This window comes from Klebsiella sp. HMSC09D12, assembly GCF_001808475.1.
Taxonomy (GTDB): Bacteria; Pseudomonadota; Gammaproteobacteria; order Enterobacterales; family Enterobacteriaceae; genus Klebsiella; species Klebsiella oxytoca.
Map to the genome: position 1 here is coordinate 44,006 of NZ_KV793434.1, position 1,864 is coordinate 45,869.

At 66.1% G+C, this 1,864-nt stretch carries 2 protein-coding genes; both read left to right on the top strand.

What is annotated here, in order from left to right; genetic code table 11:
* The coding region (locus tag HMPREF3178_RS31620; RefSeq protein ID WP_228705126.1) for a biotin/lipoyl-containing protein at positions 1–389 on the top strand (389 nt) is incomplete at its 5' end.
* A 15-nt stretch (positions 390–404) separates the two neighbouring features.
* A complete protein-coding gene (locus HMPREF3178_RS07690) occupies positions 405–1,706 on the top strand; it encodes an oxaloacetate decarboxylase subunit beta (RefSeq protein ID WP_004110504.1) in 1,302 nt (433 codons plus the stop codon).
* The last annotated feature ends 158 nt before the right edge of the window (positions 1,707–1,864 follow it).

A 1,864-nucleotide genomic window follows, 5' to 3' on the forward strand; every position in this document is an offset into this window, starting at 1 on the left:
AGGTCAAACCGGCGGCAAAAGCCGCTAAACCGGCGGCCTCCGGCGTCTACACCGTGGAAGTGGAGGGCAAAGCCTTTGTGGTGAAGGTCAGCGACGGCGGCGATATCAGCCAGCTGACGGCGGCCGCGCCGGCGGCTTCTTCCGCCCCGGCTCAGGCAGCTGCCCCGGCAGGCGCCGGCACGCCGGTGACCGCGCCGCTGGCGGGCACTATCTGGAAGGTCATTGCCGCGGAAGGTCAGACGGTGGCCGAAGGCGACGTGCTGCTGATTCTGGAAGCCATGAAGATGGAAACCGAAATCCGCGCCGCACAGGCCGGGACCGTGCGCGGTATCGCGGTGAAATCCGGGGATGCGGTGGCGGTGGGCGACACCCTGCTGAGCCTGGCGTAAGGAAGAGGACGCGAAATGGAAAGTCTGAACGCCCTGATTCAGGGCATGGGGCTGATGCACCTCGGCGCCGGCCAGGCCGTCATGCTGCTGGTGAGCCTGCTGCTGCTGTGGCTGGCCATCGCCAGGAAGTTCGAGCCGCTGCTGCTGCTGCCGATTGGCTTCGGCGGCCTGCTGTCGAACATTCCGGAGGCCGGGCTGGCGCTGACCGCGCTGGAAAGCCTGCTGGCCCACCACGACGCCGGGCAGCTGGCGGTGATTGCGGCGAAGCTCAACTGTGCGCCGGACGTCCACGCCATCAAAGAGGCGCTGGCTCTGGCCCTGCCGTCGGTGCAGGGGCAGATGGAAGACCTCGCGGTGGATATGGGCTACTCCGCCGGGGTGCTGGCGATTTTCTATAAGGTCGCCATCGGCTCGGGCATCGCCCCGCTGGTGATTTTTATGGGCGTCGGGGCGATGACCGACTTTGGCCCGCTGCTGGCCAACCCGCGGACCCTGCTGCTGGGGGCGGCGGCGCAGTTCGGCATCTTCGCCACGGTGCTGGGGGCGCTGACGCTGAACTACTTCGGCATCATCAGCTTCACCCTGCCGCAGGCGGCGGCCATCGGCATCATCGGCGGCGCGGACGGCCCGACGGCGATTTACCTCTCCGGGAAACTGGCGCCGGAATTACTCGGCGCCATCGCGGTGGCGGCGTACTCGTATATGGCGCTGGTGCCGTTAATCCAGCCGCCGATTATGAAGGCGCTGACCAGCGAGAAGGAGCGGAAAATCCGCATGGTGCAGCTGCGCACGGTGAGTAAGCGGGAAAAAATCCTCTTCCCGGCGGTGCTGTTGCTGCTGGTGGCGCTGCTGCTGCCGGACGCGGCGCCGCTGCTGGGGATGTTCTGCTTCGGCAACCTGATGCGCGAGAGCGGGGTGGTGGAGCGCCTGAGCGACACGGTGCAGAACGGGCTGATAAATATCGTGACGATATTCCTCGGGCTGTCGGTGGGTGCCAAGCTGGTGGCGGACAAATTCCTGCAGCCGCAGACGCTGGGGATACTGGTGCTGGGGGTGACAGCGTTCTGCGTGGGCACGGCGGCGGGCGTGCTGATGGCGAAGCTGCTGAACCTGTGCAGCCGGCACAAAATCAACCCGCTGATTGGCTCCGCCGGGGTGTCGGCGGTGCCGATGGCGGCAAGGGTGTCGAACAAGGTGGGGCTGGAGTCGGACGCGCAGAACTTCCTGCTGATGCACGCGATGGGCCCGAACGTGGCGGGGGTGATTGGCTCGGCGATTGCCGCCGGGGTGATGCTCAAGTACGTGCTGGCGATGTGAATCGTTACCTTTCCCCGGATTGCGCCGTAAACGGCTTATCCGGGCTACTGTATCGCAGACGGCTGTAAACCCGTAGCCCGGGATAAGGCGTCAGCCGCGACCCGGGGATTCTCCCGGAGGCGGCGCTTAACGCGCCTTGTCCGGGCTACCGGATCGCA